At 64.5% G+C, this 22,538-nt stretch carries 22 protein-coding genes; all 22 read left to right on the forward strand.

The features are described from left to right. The first annotated feature begins 146 nt into the window (after window positions 1-146). The 22 genes from GDN70_RS18655 to GDN70_RS18760 all read left to right on the forward strand — a co-directional run bounded on the left by GDN70_RS18655 (window position 147) and on the right by GDN70_RS18760 (window position 22,537). Window positions 147-659, forward strand: coding sequence for a MarR family winged helix-turn-helix transcriptional regulator (locus GDN70_RS18655; RefSeq protein ID WP_028141454.1), 513 nt, complete (start codon window positions 147-149; stop codon window positions 657-659). A gap of 177 nt (window positions 660-836) precedes the next feature. After that, entirely contained in the window at window positions 837-3,092 is a 2,256-nt protein-coding gene (locus GDN70_RS18660) for a TonB-dependent siderophore receptor (protein ID WP_028141455.1), read from the forward strand. Between the two features lie 635 nt (window positions 3,093-3,727). Next, window positions 3,728-4,093: an NADH-quinone oxidoreductase subunit A gene (locus tag GDN70_RS18665; RefSeq protein WP_018320139.1), complete on the forward strand. Its 366-nt coding sequence runs from the start codon at window positions 3,728-3,730 to the stop codon at window positions 4,091-4,093. After that, window positions 4,084-4,671 carry an NADH-quinone oxidoreductase subunit B family protein gene (locus GDN70_RS18670; RefSeq protein WP_026202310.1) on the forward strand — a complete coding sequence of 196 codons (588 nt, stop codon included), beginning with the start codon at window positions 4,084-4,086 and terminating at the stop codon, window positions 4,669-4,671. The genes GDN70_RS18665 and GDN70_RS18670 overlap by 10 nt, the downstream gene beginning before the upstream one ends. Before the next feature lie 11 nt (window positions 4,672-4,682). Beyond that, on the forward strand, window positions 4,683-5,297 hold the full coding sequence (locus GDN70_RS18675) for an NADH-quinone oxidoreductase subunit C (RefSeq protein ID WP_028141456.1): 615 nt from the start codon (window positions 4,683-4,685) through the stop codon (window positions 5,295-5,297). A 2-nt stretch (window positions 5,298-5,299) separates the two neighbouring features. Next, window positions 5,300-6,496 (forward strand): NADH-quinone oxidoreductase subunit D, encoded by a 1,197-nt coding sequence (locus GDN70_RS18680; RefSeq protein WP_028141457.1) that lies wholly within the window; start codon window positions 5,300-5,302, stop codon window positions 6,494-6,496. Beyond that, complete coding sequence (locus GDN70_RS18685; protein WP_028141458.1) at window positions 6,496-7,461, forward strand: FkbM family methyltransferase; 966 nt, start codon at window positions 6,496-6,498, stop codon at window positions 7,459-7,461. The genes GDN70_RS18680 and GDN70_RS18685 overlap by 1 nt, the downstream gene beginning before the upstream one ends. 12 nt (window positions 7,462-7,473) lie before the next feature. Beyond that, on the forward strand, window positions 7,474-8,085 hold the full coding sequence (gene nuoE, locus GDN70_RS18690; protein WP_018320144.1) for an NADH-quinone oxidoreductase subunit NuoE: 612 nt from the start codon (window positions 7,474-7,476) through the stop codon (window positions 8,083-8,085). Further along, window positions 8,085-8,291: a hypothetical protein gene (locus GDN70_RS18695; RefSeq protein WP_028141459.1), complete on the forward strand. Its 207-nt coding sequence runs from the start codon at window positions 8,085-8,087 to the stop codon at window positions 8,289-8,291. The genes nuoE and GDN70_RS18695 overlap by 1 nt, the downstream gene beginning before the upstream one ends. A gap of 15 nt (window positions 8,292-8,306) precedes the next feature. Continuing rightward, complete coding sequence (gene nuoF / locus GDN70_RS18700; protein ID WP_028141460.1) at window positions 8,307-9,632, forward strand: NADH-quinone oxidoreductase subunit NuoF; 1,326 nt, start codon at window positions 8,307-8,309, stop codon at window positions 9,630-9,632. A 5-nt stretch (window positions 9,633-9,637) separates the two neighbouring features. Then, window positions 9,638-11,713 carry an NADH-quinone oxidoreductase subunit NuoG gene (gene nuoG / locus GDN70_RS18705; protein ID WP_152102879.1) on the forward strand — a complete coding sequence of 692 codons (2,076 nt, stop codon included), beginning with the start codon at window positions 9,638-9,640 and terminating at the stop codon, window positions 11,711-11,713. 10 nt (window positions 11,714-11,723) lie between these two features. After that, window positions 11,724-12,791: an NADH-quinone oxidoreductase subunit NuoH gene (nuoH, locus tag GDN70_RS18710; protein ID WP_095425440.1), complete on the forward strand. Its 1,068-nt coding sequence runs from the start codon at window positions 11,724-11,726 to the stop codon at window positions 12,789-12,791. 8 nt (window positions 12,792-12,799) lie between these two features. Next, the gene (nuoI, locus tag GDN70_RS18715) at window positions 12,800-13,294 is read left to right on the forward strand and encodes an NADH-quinone oxidoreductase subunit NuoI (protein ID WP_191093171.1); all 495 of its coding nucleotides are present in this window, start codon (window positions 12,800-12,802) and stop codon (window positions 13,292-13,294) included. A 9-nt stretch (window positions 13,295-13,303) separates the two neighbouring features. Continuing rightward, the gene (locus GDN70_RS18720) at window positions 13,304-13,942 is read left to right on the forward strand and encodes an NADH-quinone oxidoreductase subunit J (protein WP_018320150.1); all 639 of its coding nucleotides are present in this window, start codon (window positions 13,304-13,306) and stop codon (window positions 13,940-13,942) included. Beyond that, window positions 13,939-14,247, forward strand: coding sequence for an NADH-quinone oxidoreductase subunit NuoK (gene nuoK, locus GDN70_RS18725; RefSeq protein ID WP_008547737.1), 309 nt, complete (start codon window positions 13,939-13,941; stop codon window positions 14,245-14,247). Before GDN70_RS18720 ends, nuoK begins: the two co-directional genes overlap by 4 nt. An 8-nt stretch (window positions 14,248-14,255) precedes the next feature. Beyond that, on the forward strand, window positions 14,256-16,334 hold the full coding sequence (nuoL, locus tag GDN70_RS18730) for an NADH-quinone oxidoreductase subunit L (RefSeq protein ID WP_038948734.1): 2,079 nt from the start codon (window positions 14,256-14,258) through the stop codon (window positions 16,332-16,334). Next, a complete protein-coding gene (locus GDN70_RS18735; protein ID WP_152102880.1) occupies window positions 16,335-17,843 on the forward strand; it encodes an NADH-quinone oxidoreductase subunit M in 1,509 nt (502 codons plus the stop codon). It begins immediately after the preceding gene. Window positions 17,844-17,865: 22 nt separating this feature from the next. Further along, window positions 17,866-19,302 carry an NADH-quinone oxidoreductase subunit NuoN gene (nuoN, locus tag GDN70_RS18740; protein ID WP_028141465.1) on the forward strand — a complete coding sequence of 479 codons (1,437 nt, stop codon included), beginning with the start codon at window positions 17,866-17,868 and terminating at the stop codon, window positions 19,300-19,302. 1 nt (window position 19,303) lies between these two features. Then, window positions 19,304-20,110: a biotin--[acetyl-CoA-carboxylase] ligase gene (locus tag GDN70_RS18745; RefSeq protein WP_038971427.1), complete on the forward strand. Its 807-nt coding sequence runs from the start codon at window positions 19,304-19,306 to the stop codon at window positions 20,108-20,110. Next, window positions 20,110-21,780 (forward strand): ribonuclease J, encoded by a 1,671-nt coding sequence (locus GDN70_RS18750; RefSeq protein WP_038971428.1) that lies wholly within the window; start codon window positions 20,110-20,112, stop codon window positions 21,778-21,780. The genes GDN70_RS18745 and GDN70_RS18750 overlap by 1 nt, the downstream gene beginning before the upstream one ends. A 67-nt stretch (window positions 21,781-21,847) precedes the next feature. Further along, window positions 21,848-22,252 carry a methylmalonyl-CoA epimerase gene (gene mce, locus GDN70_RS18755; protein ID WP_028141468.1) on the forward strand — a complete coding sequence of 135 codons (405 nt, stop codon included), beginning with the start codon at window positions 21,848-21,850 and terminating at the stop codon, window positions 22,250-22,252. Between the two features lie 9 nt (window positions 22,253-22,261). Beyond that, entirely contained in the window at window positions 22,262-22,537 is a 276-nt protein-coding gene (locus GDN70_RS18760) for a DUF1467 family protein (protein ID WP_028141469.1), read from the forward strand. Window position 22,538 lies beyond the last annotated feature (1 nt).

A 22,538-nucleotide genomic window follows, 5' to 3' on the forward strand; every position in this document is an offset into this window, starting at 1 on the left:
TTCGATGCCTTGGATCCAGTGAAAGATAATTCGATGACAATGTCAACGATCTTCCAAATGCCTCTTAGTCGCATTTGATGAGGCGGGCGGCGGGGCTTGGCAGGCTCGGGCTTGGCAGGCTCGGGCTTTCTTGGCAGAGGTGGATCATGAGCCAGACCGAGAGCAGGGGCGGGGCGACGTCGCCCGCAGACGAGAACGAACCGTCGGCCCCGATCACCGTGATGCTGTCGTCGCGGCTGATGGTGCTTGCCAATCTGCTCAAGCGTGGCGCGATCCTGCGCTACAAGCGCCTCACCGGATTGTCCTCGGTCGAGTTCGGTCTCGTCGCCTCGCTCGGCCGCCGGCCGCCGATGAGCGTGGCGCGGCTTGCCGAGGCCGTCGGCCAGGACAAGGGACAGATCAGCCGCGCGCTGGCAAATCTGCTCTCGCGCAAGCTGATCGTGAAATCGGCTAATCCGAAAGATAGCCGCGAAGTGCTGATCTCGCTGACGGCGGCGGGCCTCGCCGCGCATGATGCGATCGTCGACGGCGCGCAGGAGCGCAACCGGCGCCTGCTGGAACAGCTGAGCGAAGCCGAGTTCCACACGCTGCTGGGTCAAGTCGATCGGCTCACGGCGATCGCCGCCGAGATGCTCGAGAGCGAGAAGAACGCACGCTGATCTCGCAGCGCTCTCTCGACAGGTTGGATCCCTTCTAAGAGTCCTTCTAAGAAGCTTTCAATTAGGGAATTCTCGCGCCCTCCCATAAGCGTCGCCGGTGAGCGCATGCCGTCCGGGGACAGGCGGCATGACGCATCGAACATGCAGCTTCGGGGTGGCGCGTTGAACAGTCTGGGAATGCTGCGGTCGGCCGTGTTGGCGACCGCGTCCGCTTGGGTTTTGATGCCGCAGGCATCGCTTGCACAATCGTCCGCGCAGGGTGGCGCAGCGAGCCTGCCGCCGGTGACCGTCACCGCGCCGGAAGCGCGCCGCCGCGCCGCCACGACCCCTCAGCGCCGCGCGCCGCGGTCGTCGGAGCAGACTGCCAACAGGAACAGGCCGCAGCTGCAGCGCAACGTCGGCTTCGTCGAGACGCCGCGCGGCCCGGTGAACGGCTACGTCGCGGGTCGCAGCTCGTCCGGCACCAAGACCAACACGCCGATCATCGAGACGCCGCAGTCGGTGTCCGTCATCGGCGCCGAGCAGATCCGCGACCAGAAGCCGAACAAGCTCGATGAGGTCCTGCGCTACACCGCCGGTGTGCGGGCGGGAACGTTTGGCACGGACACCCGCAACGATTGGTGGCTGATCCGCGGCTTCAAGTCCGAGGACATCGGACTGTTCCTCGACGGCATGCAGCTGTTCTACACCTCCTATGCGAGCTGGAAGCTCCAGACGCCGAACATGGAGCGGGTCGAGGTGCTGCGCGGTCCGTCCGCGGTGCTCTACGGTGGATCGAGCCCGAGCGGCATCGTCAACGTCATCAGCAAGTTGCCGCCCGCCGAGCCGATCCGCTACGTCGAGACCGGCGTCAACAATTTCGGCAACGCCTATGTCAGCTTCGATTTCGGCGGGCCGGTCGCGACCAGCCCCGAGAACGGCAAGCTGTTCGCCCGCGTGGTCGGCCAGGTCCAGAACGGCGGCACGCAGGTCAACTTCACGCCCGACAACAACTACTTCATCGCGCCATCGTTCACCTGGAAGCCGGACGCCGACACGAGCTTCACGGTGCTGGCCTCGGCCTCGAAGCAGGACACCCGCGGCATCAACTTCCTGCCCTACCAGGGCACGGTGACCAACGCACCGTTCGGCAAGATTCCGACCAGCTTCTTCGTCGGCGATCCCAGCGTCGACAAGTTCACGCGCGAGCAGGAGATGCTCGGCTATCAGTTCGCGCGCAATCTCACCGAGGACCTGACGTTCCGTCAGAACGCCCGCTTTGCGCATGTCGACATTACCTACCGCGGCTATGTCGGCAACGATTGGGCCAATATCAACACGGCCACGCTCAATCGGTACAATTGGTATGCAAAGAACACTGCCAATCAGGCCAATCTCGACAACCAGCTCGAGTATCGCTTCAATACGGGCCCGGTCAGGCACACGATGCTGTTCGGCGTCGACCTGAAGGGATACCAGATCGACGACTACCAGGCCTTCGGGGGTGGCGTGCCCGCGATCAACGTCTTCAATCCCGCCTATGGGGCGGCCGAGGTCGCACTGCCGGCCGCTCCGTTCCGGAACTTCCTGATCACTCAGAAGCAGGCCGGCACTTATCTTCAGGACCAGATGAAGCTCGGCAACTTCACGCTGGTGCTGAGTGGCCGCAATGACTGGGTCGAGACGACGCAGGAAACGCGTGACACCGGCGCCACGGTCGGGAGCCGCAACGACAGCAGGTTCAGCGGCCGCGCCGGGCTGATCTACAATTTCGACAATGGCATCGCACCCTACGTCTCCTATTCGACGAGCTACAATCCGATCATCGGGCTCAACGCCCAGAACCAGCTGTTTCTGCCGGAGACCGCCAAGCAGGCCGAAATCGGCGTAAAGGTCGCGCCAAAAGGCTTCGACGGTTATTTCACGGTCTCGGCTTTCGATCTGGTCCGTCAGAACGTCGCGACGACGTTGCCGGGCAGCGTTCCAGTCCTGCAGAACCAGACGGGCGAGGTGACCTCGCGCGGTATCGAGCTCGAAGCGGTGGCCAATGCCACGAAGGAGCTGAAGTTCATCGGCTCCTTCACGGCCTATCATCTCTTCAACAGCAAGGATCTAGATCCGACGCTCGTCGGCAAGACACCGACCAACACGCCTGAGCTCCTGGTCTCGGGCTGGGCCGACTACACCTTCAAGGACGGACCGCTGGAAGGATTTGGTTTCGGCGGCGGCGTTCGCTACATCGGCGCGTCCTGGGCCGACACTGCCAATACCCTCGAGGTTCCCGCGGTGGTGCTCGGCGATCTCGCGGTCCATTACGAATGGCAGAACTGGCGGACGGCGCTCAACGTGATCAACGTGACCGACAAGATGTATGTCGCGAGTTGCGCGTCGACCACCTCCTGCTTCTACGGCGACCGCCGGCGCGTCACCGCCAGCGTTTCCTACAAATGGTGAGGACAGGTGAGGGCGGCTGACATCTGGTGCCGCCGGTCCTCCACCACGAGATAGATGAGCACCCGGGCTATGCCCCCCAGCCCGAAGCTCATCGGAGCGCGGCGCGCGCGACGGCCCTCCACGTCGCCGCTCGCCGCGCTCGCGACCGGTCGGGCCGCAATATATCGCAAGCCCGAGTTGTCTTCGCAGCAGGCAGGCCCGGTCCGGCCCCGATGCATGGCTCGTCAGATCGCTTGCGCCTGTGGATAGGTGTCTTTGCTCCGGGGCGCTCGGCATTATGTCGCCGGGGTGACAGTCAGTCGGGGCCTAATGGCGGCCGCAGCTCGGTTTGGGTGCGCTGCCGCACCAAAAAACCAGGTGCTTTTCTCGTGCAATGCGTGGCAAAAAGCTGCCTTGGCTCGCGCGGCCGCAATCTCAGAACGGCTGCCCTGCAAAACGGTGGCCGCCCTTGCTGGCCTTGGCGATCTGCTCCATACCAGCGCGGGGTGATTCCGGGATTTTCACCGTTCTGGGGGCGGCAAAGGGCCTAAAAAGAGCGTGTCTTGCGCCCATTGGTGCACTGCGCTAAGGCTCAGAATAATTCCAAATCGGACGAATCCGTGGCTGTCCCGAGGCTGCGGGAAAAAGGGCTCGCCATGAGCGGCATTCTGCAGAACTATCTTCCACTCGTCGTCTTTATAGGGGTAGCGGGCCTCATTGGCCTCGTGCTGCTGATTGCGCCCTTCGTCGTGGCGTTCCAGCAGCCGGACCCGGAAAAGCTGTCGGCGTATGAGTGCGGTTTCAACGCCTTCGACGACGCGCGCATGAAGTTCGACGTCCGCTTCTATCTGGTCGCCATTCTCTTCATCATCTTCGATCTCGAGGTGGCGTTCCTGTTTCCCTGGGCGGTGGCGTTCGGCAAGCTTGGCGCGACCGGCTTCTGGTCCATGGTGGTGTTCCTCGCCGTGCTGACGGTCGGGTTCGCCTATGAATGGAAGAAGGGAGCACTCGAATGGGATTGAACCCCGTGTCGTCCACAGGTCCGGCTATCGCGCCGGCCCCCAAGGGCATCCTGGATCCGTCGACCGGCCGGCCGGTCGGGGCCAATGATCCGTTCTTCCTCGAGGTCAACTCCGAGCTGTCCGACAAGGGCTTCTTCGTGGCCGCGACCGACGACCTCATCACCTGGGCCCGTACCGGCTCCCTGATGTGGATGACCTTCGGTCTCGCCTGCTGTGCGGTCGAGATGATGCAGGTGTCGATGCCGCGCTACGACGTCGAGCGCTTCGGCTTCGCGCCGCGTGCCTCGCCGCGCCAGTCCGACGTGATGATCGTCGCAGGCACGCTGACCAACAAGATGGCGCCGGCGCTGCGCAAGGTCTACGACCAGATGCCCGAGCCGCGCTACGTCATCTCGATGGGCTCCTGCGCCAACGGCGGCGGCTACTATCACTATTCCTACTCGGTCGTGCGCGGCTGCGACCGCATCGTGCCGATCGACATCTATGTGCCGGGCTGCCCGCCCACGGCGGAAGCGCTGCTTTACGGCGTGCTGCTGCTGCAGAAGAAGATCCGGCGCACCGGCACCATCGAACGCTAAGGTTTTACGTCATGGACGACGCCAAGCTCGACGCCCTGGGGCAGACGATCGTTAGCGCGCTTCCGGGCGCCGCCATCGGTCATTCGGTGGCCTTCAACCAGCTGACGGTTGATGTCGAAGCCAGCAAGATCGTCGAGGTGGTCAAGTACCTCCGCGACGACCCGAACTGCCGCTTCATCAACTTCACCGACATCACGGCCGCGGACTATCCGTCGCGCGAGAAGCGCTTCGACGTGATCTATCACTTCCTGTCCCCGACCCTGAACGCGCGGATCCGGCTCAAGGCCCAGGCCGACGAGACCACGCAGGTGCCGTCGCTGATCGAGGTGTTCCCCGGCGCCGACTGGTTCGAGCGCGAGGCTTACGACCTCTACGGCGTGTTCTTCGTCGGCCATCCCGACATGCGCCGCATCCTCACCGATTACGGGTTCGAGGGCCACCCGCTGCGCAAGGACTTTCCGACCACGGGATTCGTCGAGGTCCGCTACGACGACCAGGAGAAGCGGGTTGTGTACGAGCCCGTCCGGCTCAACCAGGAATTCCGCAAGTTCGACTTTTTGTCTCCGTGGGAGGGGGCCGATTATCCGGTCCTTCCAGGGGATGAAAAAGCGGGACCGAAGGTCTGATCATGAACGAGCAACCCGAACAGCTTCGCAACTTCACCATCAATTTCGGTCCGCAGCATCCGGCGGCGCACGGCGTGCTGCGTCTGGTGTTGGAACTTGACGGCGAAGTCGTCGCCCGCGTCGATCCCCATATCGGCCTGCTTCACCGCGGCACCGAGAAGCTGATCGAGCAGAAGACCTACCTCCAGGCGATCCCGTATTTCGATCGGCTCGACTACGTCGCGCCGATGAACCAGGAGCACGCCTTCTGCATGGCGGCTGAAAAGCTGCTCGGCATCGAGGTGCCGCGCCGCGGTCAGCTCATCCGCGTGCTCTATTGCGAGATCGGCCGCATCCTGTCGCATCTGCTCAACGTCACCACGCAGGCGATGGACGTCGGCGCGCTGACCCCGCCGCTGTGGGGTTTCGAAGAGCGCGAAAAGCTGATGGTGTTCTACGAGCGCGCCTCGGGCAGCCGTATGCACGCAGCCTTCTTCCGCGTCGGCGGCGTGCATCAGGATTTGCCGCAGAAGCTGGTCGACGACATCGAGGCCTGGTGCGATCCGTTCCTGAAGGTCGTGGACGACCTCGACCGGTTGCTCACCGCCAATCGCATCTTCAAGCAGCGCAACGTCGATATCGGCGTGGTCCCGCTGAAGGAAGCCTGGGAGTGGGGCTTCTCCGGCGTGATGGTGCGCGGCTCGGGCGCGGCCTGGGACCTGCGCAAGTCGCAACCCTATGAATGCTACGCCGAGATGGATTTCGACATTCCGATCGGCAAGAACGGCGACTGCTACGACCGCTATCTGATCCGCATGGAAGAGATGCGCCAGTCCATCCGCATCATGAAGCAGTGCATCCAGAAGCTGAACGCGCCTGAAGGCAAGGGCCCGGTCGTCGTCGAAGACAACAAGGTCGCGCCGCCGCGCCGTGGCGAGATGAAGCGCTCGATGGAAGCGCTGATCCATCACTTCAAGCTCTACACCGAAGGCGTCCACGTGCCGGCCGGCGAAGTCTATGCCGCGGTCGAGGCGCCGAAGGGCGAGTTCGGCGTCTATCTGATCTCCGACGGCACCAACAAACCCTATAAGTGCAAGATCCGCGCGCCGGGCTTTGCGCATCTGCAGGCGATGGATCACATCTGCCGCGGCCATCTGCTCGCCGACGTCTCGGCAATCCTCGGCTCGCTCGACATCGTGTTCGGAGAGGTCGATCGGTGATGGGGCAGCAGGCGCCAATCCAGTTTGACCGCGCCTCGGGGGCCCTTGAAGGGGCCAACCTGTGGGAGCGGACGGCTGCCTTGGCGCTGGTGACGGGATCGAAGATCTCCTCGCACTTCTCGCATATGGGCTACATCGCCTGCGCGAATTTGCTGCGGAAGACGCTGCCCGAGCGCAACATCGCGATCAGGCTCAATCCCGACGCCGTGTTCGAATTCCCTTACGGCGACGGCTATTGGAGCAAGCTGCTCAACCGCTCCTACAATTACGAGGACGAGCTCGAACTGCTGTTCGCCGATTCCGTCGACGTCGACTACACGCTGCTCGATTGCGGCGCCAACTACGGTTATTGGTCGGTGCTGGTGTCGAGCAGGCCGTTCGGTTCGCACAAGGCGATCGCGATCGAGCCGTCGGGGCAGAACTATCCGAAGCTCGCCAACAACGCCCGCGTCAACGGTAATCGCTTCGAGACCATGAAATGCGCGATCGGCGCCAGCCGCGGCACCGCGCGTCTGTCAGGCACCAAGCACGAAGCCTTCAGCATCGCCGGCGATCCCTCCGCGGGCGGTGAGGAGGTGCCGGTCATCGCACTCGACAATCTGATCGAGGACGGCAAGGTCGCAAGCACCGGCAAGTACCTGATCAAGCTCGACGTCGAGGGCGTCGAGATCGAGGCGATCAAGGGCGGCGCGCGTCTGCTCCAGGCCGACAGCGTCATCATGTGCGAGGAGCACGGCAGCGACCGCTCTCATGCGGTGTCGCGCTTCATCCTCGAGCAGACCCCGCTGAAGCTGATCGTGTTCGATCCGCGCAGCAACCGGATGGAGACCGTGACCGAGCTGTCGATCCTCGACCGCATCAAGGTCTCGACCCACGTCGGCTACAACGTTTTCGGCACCGCAAGCGCATTTTGGCAGGACAGGATCGAAGCCCTGAATGCGAAAACAGCGCGCCGCATGCAGTGAGAGATTGAAGAGATGTCCGTTCGCCGATTAGCACCGAAGGAAGTCCAGCCCGCGAGCTTTGCGTTCACGGAGGAGAACCTCGCATTCGCCAAGCAGCAGATCGCGAAATATCCGGCGGGACGTCAGGCCTCCGCCGTCATCGCCATCCTCTGGCGTGCCCAGGAGCAGCACGACGGCTGGGTCTCGGAAGCCGCGATCCGCGTCATCGCCGACATGCTCGACATGCCCTACATCCGCGTGCTGGAAGTCGCGACCTTCTACACGATGTTCCAGCTTGCCCCCGTCGGCAAGAAGGCCCACGTCCAGGTCTGCGGCACCACGCCGTGCCGCCTGCGCGGCGCCGAGGATCTGATCCACGTCTGCGAACACCGCATCCATCACGAGCCCTTCCACCTGTCCAAGGACGGCAATTTCAGCTGGGAGGAGGTCGAGTGCCTCGGTGCCTGCGTGAACGCGCCGATGGTGCTGATCGGCAAGGACACTTATGAGGACCTCACCAAGGAAAGCTTCGGCAAGGTGCTCGACGGTTTCGCTTCGGGCAATCCGCCCAAACCCGGTCCGCAGAACGGCCGCCAGTTCTCGGCGCCGATCACCGGGCCGACCACGCTGAAGGAGAGCACCTGATGGGTGGTCTCTCGCAGCCTTCCGTGCAGGGGAGCGGTGCCATGAAAAAGTGGGGCTTCATCGCGTTGCACGCCGCCGTGGCGGCCGCTTTCATTTTCCTGCTGCAGCGTTTCAGCCTGAACGCGTCGCTGGAATCCAGTCTGCTCTGGGCGCTGACCTTCGCCGTCTGCGCCGCCGGACTTGCCTACAAGCAGACCATTCGTTGATCGGAAAGCACTGATATGCTCGAGGACAAGGACCGCATCTTCAAGAACCTCTACGGCCTCCACGATTGGGGGCTCGAGGGTGCGCGGCGCCGCGGCGCCTGGGATGGCACCAAGAACATCATCGACAAGGGCCGCGACTGGATCATCAACGAGATGAAGGCGTCGGGCCTGCGCGGCCGCGGCGGCGCCGGCTTCCCGACCGGCCTGAAATGGTCGTTCATGCCGAAGGAATCGACCGACGGCCGGCCGAGCTATCTCGTCGTCAACGCCGACGAGTCCGAGCCCGGCACCTGCAAGGATCGCGAGATCATGCGGCACGATCCGCATCTCCTGATCGAGGGCTGCCTGATCGCGAGCTGCGCGATGAACGCGCATGCCTGCTACATCTATGTCCGCGGCGAGTTCATCCGCGAGCGCGAGCATCTCCAGGCCGCGATCGACCAGGCCTATGAGGCCAAGCTGGTCGGCAAGGACAACGTCAACGGCTGGCCGTTCGACATCTACGTCGCGCACGGCGCCGGCGCTTACATCTGCGGCGAGGAAACCGCGCTGCTCGAAAGCCTCGAGGGCAAGAAGGGCCAGCCGCGGCTGAAGCCGCCGTTCCCGGCCAATGTCGGCCTGTTCGGCTGCCCGACCACCGTCAACAACGTCGAGTCCATCGCGGTTGCGCCCGACATCCTCAGGCGCGGCGCGGCGTGGTTCGCCGGCATCGGCCGTCCGAACAATGTCGGCACGAAACTCTTCTGCATCTCCGGCCATGTCGAGCGGCCCTGCAACGTCGAAGAGGCCATGGGCATTCCGTTCCGGGAGCTGATCGACAAGCATTGCGGCGGCATCCGCGGCGGCTGGGACAACCTCAAGGCCGTGATCCCCGGCGGCTCGTCGGTGCGCATGGTGCCGGCCGAGCAGATCATCGACACGCCGATGGATTTCGACAGTCTGAGCAAGCTGCGCTCGGGCCTCGGCACCGCGGCTGTGATCGTGATGGACAAGTCCACCGACCTGATCCGCGCGATTGCCCGCATCTCCTATTTCTACAAGCACGAGAGCTGTGGCCAGTGCACGCCGTGCCGCGAGGGCACGGGCTGGATGTGGCGCGTCCTCACCCGCATGGCCGAGGGCCGCGCCCACAAGCGCGAGATCGACATGCTGCTCGAGGTGACCAAGCAGGTCGAGGGCCACACCATCTGCGCGCTCGGCGATGCTGCGGCATGGCCGATCCAGGGCCTGATCGCGCATTTCCGTCACGAGATCGAAGCGCGCATCGACCAATATTCGCACAGGGCCGACATCGACGATATCGGCGTCCGCGATCCCGTGAACATGGTCGCGGCGGAGTAAGAAGAATGACCAAGCTCATCATCGACGGCAAAGAGATCGATGTGCCCGCCGAGTACACGCTGCTTCAGGCGTGCGAGGCGGCCGGCGCCGAGATTCCGCGCTTCTGCTATCACGAGCGGCTGTCGATCGCCGGCAATTGCCGGATGTGCCTCGTCGAGGTGAAGGGCGGCCCCAAGCCGGTCGCAAGCTGCGCCTGGGGTGTGCGCGACTGCCGTCCGGGCCCCAAGGGCGAGCCGCCGGAGATCTCGACGCGTTCGCCGATGGTGAAGAAGGCGCGCGAAGGCGTGATGGAATTCCTTCTGATCAACCATCCGCTGGATTGCCCGATCTGCGACCAGGGCGGCGAGTGCGACCTGCAGGACCAGGCGATGGGCTATGGTGTCGACACCAGCCGCTTCGCCGAGAACAAGCGTGCAGTCGAGGACAAATATCTCGGCCCGCTGGTCAAGACCTCGATGAACCGCTGCATCCAGTGCACGCGCTGCGTCCGCTTCTCGGCGGAAGTCGCCGGCGCGCCCGAGATGGGCGCCACCGGCCGTGGCGAGGACATGGAGATCACGACCTATCTCGAGCACGCGCTCACGTCGGAGCTTCAAGGCAATCTCGTCGACATCTGCCCGGTGGGCGCGCTGACCTCGAAGCCCTACGCCTTCGCGGCGCGTCCGTGGGAGCTCGGCAAGACGCAGTCGATCGACGTGATGGACGGCGTCGGCTCGGCAATCCGCGTCGACACCCGCGGTCGTGAGGTGATGCGCGTGCTGCCGCGCATCAACGAGGCCGTGAATGAGGAGTGGATCTCCGACAAGACCCGCCACGTCGTCGACGGCCTGCGCACCCAGCGCCTGGACCGGCCCTATATCCGTGAAGCCGGCAAGCTGCGCGCGGCGAGCTGGACCGAAGCCTTCGCCGCGATCGCCGCCAAGGCGGCGCGCACCGACGGCAAGCGCATCGGCGCGATCGCGGGCGATCTCGCCGGCGTCGAGGAGATGTTCGCGCTGAAGGATCTGCTCGCCAAGTTCGGCTCGACCAATATGGCGGTGCAGGGCGGCGACGCCTTCGACCCCGCGCTCGGCCGCAGCTCCTACATCTTCAACCCGACGCTGGTGGGGGTGGAGCAGGCGGATGCGCTGCTCATCATCGGCGCGAACCCGCGGAAAGAGGCGGCCGTGTTCAACGCCCGCATCCGCAAGCGCTGGCGTGCCGGCGGCTTCAAGGTCGGCTTGATCGGGGCCAAGGTCGATCTGACCTACGACTACGATCACCTCGGCGCGGGCACCGAGACGCTCGGTGATCTCGCGGCCGGCAAGCATTCCTTCATGGACGTGCTGAAGAACGCCAAGCACCCGATCATCCTGGTCGGCGCGGGCGCGGCTTCGCGTCACGACGGCGCCGCCATTCTCGCCAGCGCCGCCAAGCTCGCGCTCGACGTCGGTGCGGTCAAGGACGGCTGGAACGGCTTTGGCGTGCTGCACGAGAGCGCCTCGCGCGTTGGTGCGCTCGATATCGGCTTCTCCGCGACCGGCGGCGGCCTGAACGCCGCGCAGATGACGACGTTCGGCACGCTCGACTTGCTGTTCCTGCTCGGCGCCGACGAGATCAACGCGCCTGACGGTACCTTCGTCGTTTATATCGGCACCCATGGCGACCGCGGCGCGCATCGCGCCGACGTGATCCTGCCGGCGGCCGCCTACACCGAGAAGTCCGCGATCTACGTCAACACCGAAGGCCGCGTTCAGATGACGGGCCGCGCCGCGTTCCCGCCGGGTGAAGCCCGCGAGGACTGGGCGATCGTCCGGGCGCTGTCGGAAGCGCTCGGCAAGAAGCTCGGCTATGACTCGCTTTCGGCGCTGCGCCAGGCGATCTTCAAGGCCGTGCCGCACCTGATCCGTCTTGACCAGATCGAGGCCGGCTCGGCCGACCAGATCAAGAAGCTGGCGGGGAAGGGCGGTTCGCCCGAGAAGGCACCGTTCAAGCCGCTGGTCGAGGACTTCTATTTGACCAACCCAATCGCGCGTGCGTCCGCCGTGATGGCGGAATGCTCGCGCCTCGCCTCCGGGCACATGCTGACCGCAGCGGAGTGAGCGTGATCTGATGGAATTCTTCGAAAGCGCATTCTGGACCGGGTTCCTCTGGCCGCTGATCATCATGATCGCGGAGAGCGTCTTGGTGCTCGTCGTCCTCCTGGTCGCGATCGCCTACATCCTGCTCGCCGACCGCAAGATCTGGGCGGCGGTGCAGATCCGGCGCGGCCCGAACGTGGTCGGCCCCTGGGGCCTGCTGCAATCCTTCGCCGACTTGCTGAAGTTCGTGCTGAAGGAGCCGATCATCCCGGCCGGCGCCAACAAGGGCGTCTTCCTGCTGGCGCCGCTGGTCTCCTGCGTGCTCGCGCTTGCCGCCTGGGCGGTGATCCCGACCAATCTCGGCTGGGTGATCTCCGACATCAATGTCGGCATCCTCTTCATCTTCGCGATCTCGTCGCTGTCGATCTACGGCATCATCATGGCCGGCTGGTCGTCGAACTCGAAGTACCCGTTCCTGGCCGCGCTGCGCTCGGCGGCGCAGATGGTGTCTTATGAAGTTTCGATCGGCTTCGTCATCATCACGGTGCTGCTCTGCGCCGGCACGCTGAACCTGTCGGCCGTTGTCGAGGCCCAGCATGTCCGCGGCCTTGCCAGCCTGATCGGGCTGCCGCAGCTCACGATCCTGAACTGGTACGTCTGGCCGCTGTTCCCGATGTTCGTGATCTTCTACGTTTCGGCGCTGGCGGAAACCAACCGCCCGCCGTTCGACCTCGTGGAAGCCGAATCCGAGCTCGTCGCCGGCTTCATGGTCGAGTACGGCTCGACCCCGTATCTGCTGTTCATGCTCGGCGAGTACGTCGCGATCGTCACGATGTGCGCGATGGCGACGATCCTGTTCCTCGGAGGCTGGCTGCCGCCGGTCGACCTGCCGCCCTTCAACTGGGTGCCGGGGATCATCTGGTTCTCGCTCAAAGTCTTCTTCATGTTCTTCCTGTTCGCGATGGCAAAGGCGATCGTGCCGCGCTACCGCTACGACCAACTGATGCGCCTCGGCTGGAAGGTGTTCCTGCCGCTGTCGCTGGCGATGGTGGTCGTGGTGGCCGGCGTGCTGCATTTCGCCGGCATCGCGCCGAAGTGAGGGCCGTCATGGGTATCAACGTCAACGCCACTGCACGCTCGCTTCTGCTGTCGGAATTCGTCTCGGCGTTCTTCCTCGCCATGCGCTATTTCTTCCAGCCGAAGCCGACCCTGAACTATCCGTTCGAGAAGGGCCCGATCTCGCCGCGCTTCCGCGGCGAGCATGCGCTGCGCCGCTATCCGAACGGCGAAGAGCGTTGCATCGCCTGCAAGCTCTGCGAGGCGGTCTGCCCGGCGCAGGCCATCACCATCGAGGCCGGCCCGCGTCGCAACGACGGCACCCGCCGCACCGTGCGCTACGACATCGACATGGTGAAGTGCATCTATTGCGGCCTCTGCCAGGAGGCCTGTCCGGTCGACGCCATCGTCGAAGGTCCGAACTTCGAGTTCGCGACCGAGACCCGCGAGGAACTGTTCTATGACAAGGCCAAGCTGCTCGCCAACGGCGACCGCTGGGAACGCGAGATCGCGAAAGCGATCGAGCTCGACGCGCCGTACCGGTGAGGTGAGGGCATGATCCTTCCCGCGCTGTTCTTCTATCTCTTTGCCGGCGTCTGTGTCGCCTCGGCCGTGATGGTGATTGTCTCGCGCAATCCCGTGCACTCCGTGCTGTACCTGATCCTGGCCTTCGTCAACGCCTCCGGCCTGTTCGTGCTGATGGGCGCCGAGTTCCTGGCGATGATCCTGATCGTCGTCTATGTCGGCGCGGTCGCGGTGCTGTTCCTGTTCGTGATCATGATGCTCGACGTGGACTTCACCGAGCTGCGCGAGGGCTTCATCGAGTACCTGCCGGTCGGCCTCGTGATCGGCGGCATCTTCCTGTTCGAGCTACTGCTCACCGTCGGCTTCTGGGTCATCAATCCCGGCGTCGCCAAGACGATCACGGCGGCGATCCCGGCCAACGTCTCCAATACCGAGGCGCTCGGGCTCGTGCTCTATACGAAGTACATCCACTACTTCCAGCTCTCGGGCATGGTGCTGCTGGTCGCCATGATCGGCGCCATCGTGCTGACGCTGCGGCACAAGGCGAGCGTGAAGCGGCAGGACATCAACGTTCAGAACGCGCGCACGCCCGACATGGCGATGGCGATGCGCAAGGTGGCGCCGGGGCAGGGGCTCCAGGACTCTGACGCGGCGGAGTGGGTGAAATGACGATCGGGCTCGGACACTATCTGGCGGTCGGCGCGATCCTGTTCACGCTCGGCATCCTCGGCATCTTCCTGAACCGCAAGAACATCATCGTCATCCTGATGTCGATCGAGCTGATCCTGCTCTCGGTCAACATCAACCTCGTCGCGTTCTCGACCTTCCTCGGCGACATCGTCGGCCAGGTCTTCGCGCTTCTGGTGCTGACGGTCGCTGCCGCTGAAGCCGCGATCGGTCTCGCCATCCTGGTGGTATATTTCCGCAACCGCGGCTCGATCGCGGTTGAGGACGTCAATCTGATGAAGGGCTGAGCTCTCAAATGGTTCAGGCAATCGTTTTCCTGCCTCTGCTGGGCGCCATTCTGGCCGGGCTGATCGCGCTGTTCGGCGCGCATGCCCGCAACCCCTCGGGTGACGAGGTCGAGCATCACGGCGATCACGGTCATGGCGATGCCCATGCCGCGGCCGCCCATGACGACCATGGCCACGACGATCACGCCCATGACGACCACGGCCACGGCCCGGTCGAGCCGCCGGCGGCGGGCTCGCGCGGCGCCGAGCTGATCACGACGGGTCTGCTGTTCGTGTCGGCGGCGCTGTCCTGGATGACGCTCGTCGACGTCGGCTTCATGCACCATGACGCCCGCATCCAGCTGCTGCCTTTCATCTTTTCCGGCGACCTCCAGGTCTGGTGGACGCTACGCGTCGACACGCTCACGGCCGTGATGCTGGTGGTGGTGACGACCGTGTCCTCGCTCGTGCACCTCTATTCCATCGGCTACATGGACGAGGACCCGAACCGGCCGCGCTTCTTCGGCTATCTCAGCCTGTTCACCTTCGCCATGCTGATGCTGGTGACGGCGGACAACCTCGTGCAGCTGTTCTTCGGCTGGGAAGGCGTGGGTCTGGCGAGCTATCTGCTGATCGGCTTCTGGTACCAGAAGCCGTCGGCGAATGCGGCCGCCATCAAGGCCTTCGTGGTCAACCGCGTCGGCGACTTCGGTTTTGCGCTCGGCATCTTCGCGATCTTCATGCTGACCAGCTCGACCGATTTCGAGACCATCTTCCATGCCGCGCCCGGCCTGACCGGCAAGACCATCAACTTCCTCGGCTGGCACGCCGATGCGCTGACCCTGACCTGCCTGTTGCTGTTCATGGGCGCGATGGGCAAGTCGGCGCAGTTCCTGCTGCACACCTGGTTGCCGGACGCGATGGAAGGCCCGACGCCTGTGTCGGCGCTGATTCACGCCGCGACCATGGTCACCGCGGGCGTCTTCATGGTAGCGCGCCTGTCGCCGCTGTTCGAGCTCGCCCCGAACGCGCAGGCCGTCGTGATGTTCTTCGGCGCGACCACCGCGTTCTTTGCCGCGACCATCGGCCTCGTCCAGAACGACATCAAGCGCATCGTCGCCTATTCGACCTGTTCGCAGCTCGGCTACATGTTCGTGGCGATGGGAGCAGGGGCCTATTCGGTCGGCATGTTCCATCTGTTCACGCACGCCTTCTTCAAGGCGTTGCTGTTCCTGGGCTCCGGCTCGGTGATCTACGCGATGCACCACGAGCAGGACATCCGCAACATGGGCGGCCTCTGGCGCAAGATCCCCTACACCTATGCGGTGATGGTGGTCGGGACGCTGGCGCTCACCGGATTCCCGCTCACCGCCGGCTACTTCTCCAAGGACGCAATCATCGAGTCCGCCTACGCCTCGCACAATCCGTTTGCGATGTACGGTTTCCTGATGACGGTCGTCGCCGCCGGCCTGACCTCGTTCTACTCCTGGCGCCTGATCTTCAAGACCTTCCACGGCGAGCCGCATGACGAGCATCACTACGAGGCCGCACATGAGGCCCCGCTCTGGATCCTGATCCCGATCGGCGTGCTCGCGGTCGGCTCGATCATCGCCGGCTTCCCGTTCAAGGAGCTGTTCGCAGGTCACGGCATCGAGGAGTTCTTCCGCGAGTCCGTGAAGATGAGCCCGCACATCATCGAGGAGATGCACCACATCCCCGAGACCATCGCCGTCCTGCCGACGGTGATGATGGTGCTGGGCTTCCTCGTCTCGTACCTGTTCTACATCCGCCGGCCGTACATCCCTGTGCAGCTCGCTAAAGAGCAGCCGATGCTGTACCAGTTCCTGCTCAACAAATGGTACTTCGACGAGCTCTACGACATCATCTTCGTCCGTCCGGCGAAGTGGATCGGCTATCAGCTCTGGAAGAAGGGCGACGGCTTCATCATCGACGGCCTCGGTCCCGACGGCGTTTCGGCCCGCGTCCTGGACGTCACCCGCAACGTCGTGAAGATCCAGACCGGCTATCTCTATCACTACGCATTCGCCATGCTGATCGGCGCCGCCGGCCTGATCACCTGGTTCATGTTCGGCTTTGGAGGCCAGTAAATGACAACCTGGCCCATCCTATCGGTCACGACGTTCCTGCCGCTGGTCGGCGCGCTGATCGTCTATCTCAGCCGCGGCGATGACGAGGCGGCCAAGCGCAACTCGCGCTGGATCGCGCTCTGGACCACGCTGATCACCTTCGCGGTGTCGGTGATCCTGGTCATGCGGTTCGACCCGACCAATCCCGACTTCCAGTTCGTCGAGAAGGCGAACTGGCTCGCGACCGGCATCACCTACCACATGGGCGTCGACGGCATCTCGCTGCCGCTGGTGATCCTGACCACCGCCGTGATGCCGTTCTGCATCATCGCGAGCTGGAAGGCGATCACCAACCGCGTCCGCGAATACATGATGGCGTTCCTGATCCTGGAAACGCTGATGATCGGCACCTTCTCGGCGCTCGATCTCGTGCTGTTCTACCTGTTCTTCGAAGGCGGCCTGATCCCGATGTTCCTGATCATTGGCGTCTGGGGCGGTCCGCGCCGGGTCTACGCGTCGTTCAAGTTCTTCCTCTACACGCTGCTCGGCTCCGTCCTGATGCTGCTCGCCATCATGGCGCTGTACTGGAATGGCGGCACCACCGACATTCCGACCCTGATGCACACCGCCGTGCCGCGCTCGCTGCAGACCTGGGCCTGGCTCGCTTTCTTCGCCTCGTTCGCGGTGAAGATGCCGATGTGGCCCGTGCATACCTGGCTTCCCGACGCGCACGTCGAGGCGCCGACGGCCGGCTCCGTGGTCCTGGCCGCGATCCTGCTGAAGATGGGCGGCTACGGCTTCCTGCGCTTCTCGCTGCCGATGTTCCCGCTGGCCTCGCACGACTTCGCGCCGCTGATCTTCACGCTGTCGGCCATCGCCATCATCTACACCTCGCTGGTGGCCTTGATGCAGGAGGACATGAAGAAGCTGATCGCGTACTCCTCGGTCGCGCATATGGGTTTCGTCACCATGGGCATCTTCGCCGGCACCATGCAGGGCGTCGCCGGCGGCGTGTTCCAGATGATTTCGCACGGCATCGTCTCCGGCGCGCTGTTCCTCTGCGTCGGCATCGTCTACGACCGCCTGCACACCCGCGAGATCGCGGCCTATGGCGGCCTCGTCAACCGGATGCCGCTCTACGCGCTGACCTTCATGGTCTTCACCATGGCCAATGTCGGTCTGCCCGGCACCAGCGGCTTCGTCGGCGAGTTCATGACGCTGCTCGGCACCTTCAAGGTCTCGATCCCGACCGCGTTCTTCGCCAGTTTCGGCGTGATCCTGTCGGCGGCCTACGCGCTGTGGCTCTACCGCAAGGTCGTGTTCGGGGCGCTGGTCAAGCCGTCGCTGGCGAGCATGAAGGATCTGACCCTGCGTGAATGCGTGATCCTGTTCCCGATGATCGCGCTGACGATCCTGTTCGGCGTCTATCCGAAGCCGGTGCTCGACATGTCGGCCGCCTCGGTCCAGCAACTCGTCAACAACTACAACACCGCTGTGACGGCCGTGAAGGCCGCCGCACTGCTCCAGTGATCGGGCAGGTCAGGATATCGCCATGAGCTTTGAGACTGCAGGTTATCAACTGGCGCCGGTGCTGCCCGAGATCGTGCTCGCGATCGGCGCCATGGCTCTGCTGATGCTGGGAGCCTATCGCGGGCAGGGGACGACCGGTGCGGTCACCTCGCTGGCGGTCGTGCTTCTGGTCGTGGTCGGCGTGCTCGAGTACATGCTGCCGGCGGGCAAGCAGGTGACCTTCGGCGGCAGCTTCATCGTCGACGACTTCGCCCGCTTCATGAAGATCCTGGCCCTGATCGGCTCGGCGGTGACGCTGGTGCTGTCGACCGAATTCCTGTCCGACCCGTCGCGCCGGATCTTCGAATACGCCATCCTGGTGCTGCTCTCGACGCTCGGCATGATGGTGCTGATCTCGGCCGGCGACCTGATCTCGCTCTATCTCGGCCTCGAATTGATGTCGCTGGCGCTCTATGTCGTGGCGGCCTCGAACCGGGACAACGCCAAGTCGACCGAAGCCGGCCTGAAGTATTTCGTGCTCGGCGCACTGTCCTCGGGCATGCTGCTGTACGGCGCCTCGCTGATCTACGGCTTCACCGGCACGGTCAGCTTCACTGGTATCGCGGCGGCCGCGACGGTCTCGAATGTCGGCCTCGTCTTCGGTCTGGTCTTTCTGCTCGTCGGCCTCTGCTTCAAGGTTTCGGCCGTGCCGTTCCACATGTGGACCCCTGATGTCTACGAGGGCGCGCCGACCCCGGTCACCGCCTTCTTCGCGTCGGCGCCGAAGGTCGCCGCGCTCGCCGTGTTCACCCGCGTCACGCTCACCGCTTTCCCGGGCATCGTCTCGCAGTGGCAGCAGATCCTGGTGTTCGTGGCGATCGCCTCGATGGCGCTCGGCTCCTTCGCCGCGATCGGCCAGAGCAACATCAAGCGCCTGATGGCCTATTCCTCGATCGGTCACATGGGCTTCGCGCTGGTCGGCCTTGCCTCCGGCACGGTCGAGGGCGCGCAGGGCGTCCTGATGTACATCGTGATCTATGTCGCGATGACGCTGGGCTCGTTCTCGATCATCCTTGCCATGCGCCGCAACGGCCAGGCGGTCGAGCAGATCAGCGATTTCGCCGGCCTGTCGCGCACCAATCCGCTGCTCGCCTTCATGTTCGCGATGCTGCTGTTCTCGCTCGCGGGCATTCCGCCGCTCGCGGGCTTCTTCGCCAAATGGTACGTGTTCGTCGCCGCCATCAAGGCGAATTTGTTCACGCTCGCCGTCGTCGGCGTGCTGACCAGCGTGGTCGGCGCCTACTACTATCTCGCCATCGTCAAGACGATGTATTTCGACGAGCCGGCCGGCCAGGTCGATCCGGTGCGCGTCGAGGTGAAGACGGTGCTGGCGGTGTTTGGCCTGTTCAACATCCTGTTCGCGCTGTTCGCAGGTCCCGTGGTGAGCGTCGCCTCCGCCGCGGCAAAGTCGCTGTTCTAGGATGGGGTTCGCGCTCGGTCCTCGCGCATCATCCGCGGGCTACAGGCTCGCGGCCTTCGAACGGACCGGCTCGACCAATACCGAGGCGATCGAGCAAGCCAGGCGCGGCGAGCGCGGCCCGATGTGGTTCGTCACGTCGGAGCAGACCGCCGGCCGCGGCCGCCGTCAGCGCGCCTGGATCGCGCCGCGCGGCAATCTCGCCGCCAGCATCCTCGAAGTCATGGACGTGGCTCCCGCCGTCGCCGCAACCCTCGGCTTCGCCGCGGGCCTCGCCGAGGAGGCCGCGCTGGAAAAGGTCAGCCTCGAGGCCGCAATCCGCCTCGGCCCTGATCGTCCGCGCTACGCCCTGAAATGGCCGAACGACGTTTTGGCCGGTGGCAAGAAGCTGGTCGGCATTGGCCTCGAAGCCGAAGCCATCGGCGACCGCCTTGCCGTCGTCGTCGGCATCGGCACCAATGTCGTCGCAGCGCCCGAGGGCATGCCGACGCCTGCGGTGTCGCTGGCCGCGCTCGGGGTGCAGATCAGTGCGGAGGAACTGTTCTCGGCGCTCTCCGACGCCTGGGTCGAGTTCCGCGGCATCTGGGACAATGGAAGCGGCTTTGCCGCGATCCGCAAGCTGTGGCTGGAGCGCGCCGCGGGGCTCGGCGAGCGGGTCGCAATCCACACGGGAGCGATGACGCTGGAAGGCATTTTTGACACGATCGACGACACCGGCTGCCTGATCGTCCGCACTGCGGAGGGCCGCCGCGTGCCGGTGGCCGCGGGCGAGGTGTTCTTCGGTTCGGCCGCGTCCGTAGGAGCTGCGTGATGGCGAAGCCCGAAGAACTGGTGTTTGCGCCGCTGGGCGGCGTCGGCGAGATCGGCATGAACCTGTCGATCTATGGGCTCGGCAGCCGCCAGCAGCGCGCCTGGATGGCGGTCGATCTCGGCGTCTCCTTCGGCGACGAAGAGCACCTGCCGGGCATCGACCTGATCATGCCCGACATCAGCTTCCTGGAGAAGGAGCGCAAGAACCTGATGGGCCTGGTGCTGACCCACGCCCATGAGGACCATTTCGGCGCGATCATCGACCTCTGGCCGAAGCTGAAATGCCCGATCTACGCGACGCAGTTCAGTGCGGCCCTGTTCGAGGCCAAATGCGCCGCCGAGCGCAACGCGCCGAAGATCCCCGTGACGGTGGTGCCGTCCGGCGGCCGCGTCGACGTCGGCCCGTTCAACGTCGAGTTCATTCCCGTCGCCCACTCCATTCCTGAAGCGCATGCGCTGGCGATCCACACCGAAGCCGGCACGGTGCTGCACACCGGCGACTGGAAGATCGATCCGACCCCGACCCTGGGGAGCCCGACCGACGAGAAGCGTCTGCGCGAACTCGGCGAGGAGGGCGTGCTCGCTCTGATCGGCGATTCCACCAATGCGGTGCGCGACGGCCGCTCGCCGTCCGAGGCCGAGGTCGCCCGCACCATCATCGATCTGGTGAAGGCCGCAAAGGGCCGCGTCGCGGTGACGACCTTCGCTTCCAACGTCGCGCGCATCAAGGCCGTCGCTGCCGCTGCCAAGGCCGCCGACCGCGAGGTCGTCGTGGTCGGCCGCGCCATGGAGCGCGTGGTGCAGGTCGCGCGCGAATGCGGCTATCTCGACGGCGTGCAGAATTTCCGCTCACCCGAAGTCTACGGCCATCTGCCGCAGGACAAGGTGCTGGCGCTGTGCACCGGCAGCCAGGGCGAGCCGCGCGCGGCGCTGGCGCGCATCGCCAATGACGATCATCCCGAGATCACGCTGAACCGCGGCGATAGCGTCATCTTCTCCTCGCGCACCATCCCGGGCAACGAGAAGGCGGTCGGCTCGATCATCAACAATCTGGTGCTGCAGGGCGTCGAGATCATCACCGATCGCGACCATCTCGTCCACGTCTCCGGCCATCCCCGCCGCGACGAATTGCGCGACATGATTGGCTGGGTGAAGCCGCAGCTCCTGATCCCCGTCCACGGCGAGGCGCTGCATCTGAACGAGCACGCCAAGCTGGCGCGCGCCGCCGGCGTGCCGCGTGTGCTGGTGGTCCGCAACGGCGACCTGATCAAGCTCGGCCCGGGCGATCCCGGCATCATTGGCGAAGTGCCTTCCGGCCGCCTCTACAAGGACGGCACGATCCTGGAGGATTCCAAGTCCCGCGCCGTGGTCGAGCGGCGGCGCATGGCGTTTTCCGGCTGTGCCTTCGTCGCCATCGCCATGACCGAGCAGGGCGAGCTGGCCGACGATCCCGAGGTCGATCTGGTCGGCATCCCCGATAAGAACAGGGCAGGCGAGCCCTTCGACGACCTCGTCTTCGATGCCGTGGTCTCCACCATCGAGGGCCTGCCGAAGGCGCGCCGCCGCGACCCCGACGCATTGGGCGAGTCTGTGCGACGTGCTGTCCGGGCCGTGATCAACGAACATTGGGGCAAAAAGCCCCCCTGTCTGGTACACGTACTGACAGTATAATTTGGGCATGATCTTCTCGGAAAACCGCTTCACATTTTTCCGGATCTTGCCTTAGGGGAGAAGACACATGCTGGGCCGGCTCAACCATGTCGCGATCGCGACCAAGGACGCCGTCAAGGCCGCCAGGATCTATGGCGCCGCGTTCGGCGCCGAGATTTCGGAGGCTGTCGCGCTGCCAGAGCACGGCGTGACCACCGTGTTCGCGACGCTCCCCAACACCAAGATCGAATTCATCGAGCCGCTCGGCGAGACCTCGCCGATCGCAAAATTCCTCGAGCGCAATGCCGACGGCGGCATCCACCATGTCTGCTACGAGGTCGTCGACATCGTCGCCTCGCGCGACACGCTGGTGAAGGAGGGCGCGCGGGTGCTCGGCGACGGCGTGCCGAAGATCGGCGCCCATGGCAAGCCGGTGCTGTTCCTGCACCCCAAGGATTTTTCCGGCGCGCTGGTCGAGATCGAGCAGGCATAGGGCCGAACCATGGCCATCCAGATCTCAACCGCGATCGCAATCTACTTCGTCATCTGGTGGGTCGCGCTGTTCCTGACGCTGCCGTTCGGCGTGCGCAGCCAGCACGAGGATGGCGTCGGTGCGCCCGGCACCGACCCCGGTGCGCCGATCCTGACGCGGATGGGCCGCAAGCTGATCTGGACCACCATCATCTCGGCGATCATCTACGGCCTCGGCCTCGCGGCCTATCACGCCGGCTATCTCTCGATCGAGCGCCTGTCGAAATTGATGGGAATGCCTTTCTAGA

The organism is Bradyrhizobium sp. TM102 (assembly GCF_009176685.1).
Taxonomy (GTDB): Bacteria; Pseudomonadota; Alphaproteobacteria; order Rhizobiales; family Xanthobacteraceae; genus Bradyrhizobium; species Bradyrhizobium ottawaense.